This is a genomic window from Bartonella sp. AS69XJJH, assembly GCF_042195585.1.
GTDB lineage: Bacteria > Pseudomonadota > Alphaproteobacteria > Rhizobiales > Rhizobiaceae > Bartonella.
In genome coordinates this window covers 1-5,057 of the sequence record NZ_JBHIOO010000044.1, presented here as the reverse complement: position 1 = coordinate 5,057, position 5,057 = coordinate 1, and the positions used below count along the sequence as shown (strand labels likewise).

At 36.9% G+C, this 5,057-nt stretch carries 8 protein-coding genes; all 8 read right to left on the bottom strand.

All coding sequences use genetic code 11. The annotated features are described in order from the left end of the window. Positions 1 to 509, bottom strand: a 509-nt coding sequence (locus ACFIK6_RS09085; RefSeq protein WP_375677571.1) for a hypothetical protein, incomplete at its 3' end; no start/stop codon positions are given. A 368-nt stretch (positions 510 to 877) separates the two neighbouring features. Further along, on the bottom strand, positions 878 to 1,459 hold the full coding sequence (locus ACFIK6_RS09080) for a hypothetical protein (RefSeq protein WP_375657328.1): 582 nt from the start codon (positions 1,457 to 1,459) through the stop codon (positions 878 to 880). A 3-nt stretch (positions 1,460 to 1,462) separates the two neighbouring features. Next, positions 1,463 to 1,777: a hypothetical protein gene (locus tag ACFIK6_RS09075; protein WP_375642669.1), complete on the bottom strand. Its 315-nt coding sequence runs from the start codon at positions 1,775 to 1,777 to the stop codon at positions 1,463 to 1,465. Between the two features lie 319 nt (positions 1,778 to 2,096). Next, complete coding sequence (locus ACFIK6_RS09070; RefSeq protein ID WP_005864994.1) at positions 2,097 to 2,492, bottom strand: type II toxin-antitoxin system HicB family antitoxin; 396 nt, start codon at positions 2,490 to 2,492, stop codon at positions 2,097 to 2,099. Next, positions 2,489 to 2,689 carry a type II toxin-antitoxin system HicA family toxin gene (locus tag ACFIK6_RS09065; RefSeq protein WP_007553727.1) on the bottom strand — a complete coding sequence of 67 codons (201 nt, stop codon included), beginning with the start codon at positions 2,687 to 2,689 and terminating at the stop codon, positions 2,489 to 2,491. Before ACFIK6_RS09065 ends, ACFIK6_RS09070 begins: the two co-directional genes overlap by 4 nt. A gap of 67 nt (positions 2,690 to 2,756) precedes the next feature. Further along, a complete protein-coding gene (locus ACFIK6_RS09060) occupies positions 2,757 to 3,293 on the bottom strand; it encodes a hypothetical protein (RefSeq protein WP_375642668.1) in 537 nt (178 codons plus the stop codon). A gap of 11 nt (positions 3,294 to 3,304) precedes the next feature. After that, positions 3,305 to 3,760: a single-stranded DNA-binding protein gene (ssb, locus tag ACFIK6_RS09055; RefSeq protein WP_273783655.1), complete on the bottom strand. Its 456-nt coding sequence runs from the start codon at positions 3,758 to 3,760 to the stop codon at positions 3,305 to 3,307. 197 nt (positions 3,761 to 3,957) lie between these two features. Then, positions 3,958 to 4,731: a hypothetical protein gene (locus ACFIK6_RS09050; RefSeq protein WP_273783654.1), complete on the bottom strand. Its 774-nt coding sequence runs from the start codon at positions 4,729 to 4,731 to the stop codon at positions 3,958 to 3,960. Positions 4,732 to 5,057: the final 326 nt, after the last annotated feature.

Genomic DNA, 5,057 nt, shown 5'->3' with positions numbered 1-5,057 from the left:
ACCGCCTCAAGCAAAGCGGTTCTCATATAATAATCAATAGCACCAATAAGGCTGGCTGCATCACATCCAACTTGTGCAGCAATGCTTGCACCAAATCGATGAGGAAAATTCAACATAGCATCACGGTGCGCTCTTCCAAACTCACGCGCTGCCTTTTTCACTTCTTCACGATCGACAGTTGTTTCGCGTAACTTTTCCAGAGCAATCTTTTCTTTTGCTAGCGCAACTTGCATCCGCTCCAGTTTTATCTTGTATTCATTGGCTCCATCTGTGGAGGCTTGTTTGATCTTTGTCCGCACCTTTCCATCCGGCGCTAAAAGTGAAGCAGGGCGCTTTGTTGGATTCTCATTCCAGATAGCTGTGGCAAGGGCTTCATTGACAGAACCATCTTCAAAAAGAGCTGCATCAAATTTACCTGTCTTTATCCGAGAAACCACCGCATTATGTGAAACACCCATCTTTTTTGCAAACGCACGAACCGATAGACCCTTACGCGTTTTCTTATTCATAGTTGCTCCTTGCCTTGATTTTTTTCTCATCTTGAGGAAAGGGGCTTTCGGCGTACCAAGAAAGAAAGCTTTACATCACGAACTGAAAAACGGGCTTCAATGCGATAAGGAGACATTTTACATATCATACTGTACACACTAAAATCATTATTTATCAATAAGTTAAGTGTACAATGTACAGTCAATTTGAAAATTCTGTCGCTAGCGATAGTTCGCGCTGTCCTGCCCCGCAACAGACCCAACCCGCTGGGAAGTACCTTTTGCATTGATTTTATTGTATTTTTTCTGTAAAAAACCAAAGCGCAAGTGATAATCTGCTTTAAAAATTACAATTAAAGTGAGTAGTGTGTTGACATAGCTTAAGAACATTATTTAGCTTTCTTATTGGCGGCATATTCTTGACGAGCAAGTTGGTACTGTATGTTGGCAATTAATCTTTCATTGGCTTTTTTTACAATAGCACTTGCAATTTCTGGCTTGGACATCACTCCAGCAATTGAGGGTCCCTCTTGTTTTGCAATAGGGAATTGGTCTCCATCATCTCTTTGAAACACATTCCCTCCCATTTTTAACTCAACACGTTTTGGAAAACTGCCTCCCATGATAAAAGCATGGGGCAAGATTTTTTTCTTTCCAAACATTGTGTAAGTTACACCGCGTTTTGTTTCTCTTGCTTGAAAAAATTTAAGAGGTATCGGTGTTCCAGAACCAATGATATCTGTCTCGAGAAGCTTTGCTGTAGCCTTTCCTTTAATATAAACCCCTTTTTTGACACGCTTTGATTGGGCGGATGTAACTTTGGCAACTTGTGTTTCAGTAAAGCGTTCGACTTGTTTTGCAGAGGTGTTTATAGCATTACGCAAAGCCCAATTAAGGCGTGGTGCTTGAAGACTTGTGAAGGTATCCTTCACCTGTTGAAGATACCATTTTTGGTGGATGATTAACTTCAACTTCTAAGCCTTTTTGGGGGTAGGTGACTTGGAAACTTTAGATGCTTTTGGCTGTTCGAGTGGAATTTCCTCTGTCACTGATTCAGATGATGTTTGTACGGCTTCTTGTTTTATCTGCTTAATTTGTTCAATTGCCTTATCTGTTTTTGCTGTTGTCTTGACGTCAACAAAAAGTTTTGCAGCATTGGCGCGCTTGAGACGTGCGTAGACTTGATTAGAAACTTCAACAAATGGATTATTGGGTGTTGATGGTTCAAAGCGAACAGTGCTTTTATTGTCTCCAACAACACACATTGGCTTCGTGATGATTGCTTTCATCTTCGCTCCTTTTGAGTCATAATTAATGACATCATTAGTCAAATATTGATTTTTGTTATTTGAAAAATAGATTAGTCAGAATTCCCCAGAAAACAGGACTTTCTAGCCACGTTTGAAGATCACATTTTACTGAATTTTTAGGGGATATTTTTGAATTTTAGACGCAATAAGACTAGTGCAGTAGCGTCATTAAATATGATTTTTCACATCATGTCAACAAAAAAATCATTATCTTGTGTTTTTTTTATTTTTTTTACCTAAATATGGTGTTTTTAGAAACAAAAAGGTATGTATTGACACAGCCAAAAAAGAAGAAAATCTAAATATTAAGCTCGTGACGCGCTGCTGTTGCCAAAAAAGCAGATCTTGTTAAACCTCTTTCTTGTGCACAATCATCAATTGCACGCAAAAGCCCTCTTTCAATAGATATATTCGTACGTACCACTTCTGCATCATTTTCAATAAAGGGGACTTGTATTAAAAAAGCTCCTTCTGACAAAGCTGTTTTGACAGATTCCCGTTGTATGACTTCTTCAAATTTTGAAGGAATAGGCACTATATCTATATCTTCACAATAAAGTTGAAGTGCTTCTGTTGCATTTGCGATTAAATTTTCTTCCTCATCAGCAGCAGAAAAAAGCCCCTCAAAATCAGGAAACTGAACACCAAAAGCAGAATCTTCATCTTTATGAACAAGAGCAAAAAATCTTTTCATTTTTCTTCTCCTTTTTTTAACCAACCTGCTTGTTGTGCGATAGAACGTGCTGTACCAATCGGAAGATTTTTTTTAGGATGTGGAACAATAACAACCTTACCATCTTTTTTTAATTTATGATGAGAACCTTTTACTTTGACAAGTTCAAAGCCATCACGCTTTAATTTTGCAATGATTTTTCGGCTATCTTGTTCCATTTCCTAAACTCATAATGTGTAAATATATACACATTTTAATGATTTTTCATCTGATGTCAATTCTTTTTTAACGGCTAAAGTGCTTATGAAGCACATTAAGAGCAATGCGCAATGAGAGCACAAGATGTGGTAGTGATTGATCTTCTATGACAAGATATTGTAATGCGGCATGAAGGTTATATTGACGGTGTAAACATTGAGCTTCTTGAACAACATCTTTTACAGCTAAAAGATGTTCTGTTGCCTTCTGTACCCATTTCTCTCTTGCTCCGCTATCAGAAGTTGTAGGCATTTCATCGTAAATTGCATTTGGTAAGGCTTTTGCACAGAGGTAATTGTTTTTCACTTCAAGATATTTTTGTGCAGCATCATATTGGTCTTGATTTATTTCGCCTTGCAAATAAAGCCGCCCAATATAGGTGCCGGAAAGCGGATTTTTAGCCTCTTCTATGGTCAAACAGAAGCGTTTGGCACGCATTTCAATTGCCAATTTATCCATGGGTTCATGCGGTGTTTTTGCTCGTGAGATGCGTCCATTTGGTTCTCTGATACATCCTTTAATCCGAGGACGTCCGCGTTTTGCACGTTTTTTTCTTTTTGTCATATTTTTTTCAATCAGAATGGTATGCTATCATTATTAATGAGTGCACTATGATCAGCAGCCCCTGAAGCGATAGCATAATTTTGAGAAGTAATAGGTGAAGGGGTAGGGGATGCCGATTGATCTTTTTTGGCATCAAGCAAATACAACTCGCCTTTGAATTGTGGTAAGACAATCTCTGTTGTATAACGGTCATGCCCATTTTTATCTTGCCATTTGCGTGTCTGTAATTTGCCTTCTACGTAAACCTTTGAACCTTTGTTGAGATACTGAAGTGCAATTTTTGCCAAATGTGGATTAAAAATCACAACTGAATGCCATTCTGTTTTCTCTACTTTTTGATTAGTCTTTTTATCTGTGTAGCTCTCAGAAGTTGCTATACTAAAATTGACTATTTCTGCTCCAGAATTCATTGTTTTGCTTTCGGGATCAGCACCTAAACGCCCAATTAACATCACTTTATTTAGCATGTTTTTTCTTACCTTAAATTTGTATTTTAATACATAGAAAATCTTAGCATGATTTGCTTATTTTTTCAATTATTTCAAAAGGATATTATTGTTTTTTAATATATAAAATTATGTTTTTATCTTTTGATAAACATAAAGCCACACCACGCAAATGACATGGCTTTCTATTTTAAAGCAGGAGCCCCCCGCGCCGTTATTTACGCTGTTTTTTCACTAATGGCATCATTACTACAAACATCATCACGAAATGTTTTCTTTTCCTTAAGAGCGGCGTTACCATAAATTTTGACATCTTTGTAAACAACCGCTTTTCCATAAACTCTTGCATTATCAAAAATATGAGCACCCTCATATATATAAGCAGACCCTGATACTTTTGCATTGCCATAAACAAAGCCACTCACATCAGCACTATGCCAAACCTTGGCATTGTCATAAATTTTTGCATTTACAGCAATAAAGGCTTTCCCATAAACCACGGCATTGTTACAAACTTGACCACAAATTTTTGCATCACCATAAACCTTGGCATTGTCATTAACCACGCACGTGCTATGAACGACTCCCTTACCACGAACCCACATACTACCATTAACACTCGCATTATCAGAAACCTGTGCATTGCCATAAACATGGGTATCATGACCATAAACTTTAGCTTTACCACTCACTATAGCATTATCATAAACTTTCGCATTACCAGCAACGGCGGCTTCATTACGTACCTTTGCATTTTTACTAACAATAGCATCATATGCAACTATAGCATCATCATAGACCCAGCAATTGCCATCATGGGATAAATTGCTTTCCTTTTCAATAAACCCGCCAAGATCCCCCGCCTTGACATCATCGAAATCTCTTAATGCACGAATGCGATAAAAGTGTTTAGGTTGACGTGTATCAGCATCGCAAACTTCTTTGATTTCGTCAGTAATTTCATATTTTTTAGATATAGTTGTATTGGTCATAGGTAGTTCCCTAATCTAATATTCAATAAAATTTTAATGAGATGTTTAAAGAGAGGCACCCGATTAACGTCACTTTATTTAGCATATTTGTAGCTCCATTAGATTTGCAATTTAAAACGTATAAAATCTTAGCATAATTTGCATATTTATTCAATTATTTCAAAATGATATTATTGTTTTTTAACATATAAAATTATGTTTACGGTGTATAAAATAAGGGGATCAAGGTATTCTATTCTGCAAGCACCGTTTTTTTTCTACTTTCTCCATGAGTTCCTTGCACTTTGTCAGATCTTGTTGTGAAAGAGACTTAAAAATTCTAACAA

Coding starts and splice junctions, on each gene's coding strand:
- ACFIK6_RS09070 (WP_005864994.1), bottom strand. CDS start 2,492: ATGAAAAGATTTTTTGCTCTTGTTCATAAAGATGAAGATTCTGCTTTT.
- ACFIK6_RS09065 (WP_007553727.1), bottom strand. CDS start 2,689: ATGGAACAAGATAGCCGAAAAATCATTGCAAAATTAAAGCGTGATGGC.
- ACFIK6_RS09060 (WP_375642668.1), bottom strand. CDS start 3,293: ATGACAAAAAGAAAAAAACGTGCAAAACGCGGACGTCCTCGGATTAAA.
- ACFIK6_RS09050 (WP_273783654.1), bottom strand. CDS start 4,731: ATGACCAATACAACTATATCTAAAAAATATGAAATTACTGACGAAATC.
- ssb (WP_273783655.1), bottom strand. CDS start 3,760: ATGCTAAATAAAGTGATGTTAATTGGGCGTTTAGGTGCTGATCCCGAA.
- ACFIK6_RS09075 (WP_375642669.1), bottom strand. CDS start 1,777: ATGAAAGCAATCATCACGAAGCCAATGTGTGTTGTTGGAGACAATAAA.